Raw genomic sequence first — 794 nt, forward strand, 5'->3', positions numbered from 1 at the left:
TTACTATTCGCTATGCCTCGTACCATGCTGACAGATCAACACTGGCAAAAGTTGAAAGTTATTCTGCGTAATTTATCCATTCACCACAACTCAAATTTACGCAATTTTATTGAAGCTATTCTCTATAGAATTAGAACAGGCTGTCCGTGGCGAGATATTCCTTGTTGTTTTGGTCATTCCAACTCTATTTTCAAACGTTTTAATCGTTGGTCAAGCAGCGGTAAGTTACTTAGATTATTCAAATTACTAGCCTCATGCCCCGATATGGAGTGGATTTTTATTGATGGCTCTCATGTACGTGCTCATCAACATTCTGCCGGCATAGCGAATCAATCTATTTCTAAAAGTGTAGGAGGAAACTCCTCAAAAATACATTTGATTGTTGATGCACATGGCAATCCTATTGATTTCATGATTACCGATGGAACCACACATGATGTTAAAGTTGCACCTGATTTAATATCAACATTAGATTTAAAAGAGACAAAAGTGGTATGTGCAGATAAAGGCTATGATTCAGAACCACTGCGTGAACAGATCAGGAAAACAGGGACTAAAGCGAATATACCAAAGAAAACAAATAGCCAATCGAACAATGACCATATGGACTGGTGTTTATATAAAATCAGGCATTTAGTTGAAAATATGTTTTGTAGATTAAAGCAATTTAGAGGAATAGCTACTCGATATGACAAGCTCAAAAGAAATTATCAAAGTTCTGTTGCTTTAGCCTGTATATTTTTATGGCTACCTTTATAGGGTTAATTATGAACAGTAAATGTCAACAGACCCTA

1 pseudogene is annotated in these 794 nt (G+C 35.9%); it reads left to right on the forward strand.

Going from position 1 to position 794, the window contains the following annotated elements:
* Positions 1 to 12 precede the first annotated feature (12 nt).
* Positions 13 to 778, forward strand: a pseudogene (locus NI455_RS15370) (IS5-like element ISAba31 family transposase).
* Positions 779 to 794 lie beyond the last annotated feature (16 nt).

Source organism: Acinetobacter lwoffii, from assembly GCF_024129435.1.
GTDB classification, from domain to species: domain Bacteria; phylum Pseudomonadota; class Gammaproteobacteria; order Pseudomonadales; family Moraxellaceae; genus Acinetobacter; species Acinetobacter lwoffii_F.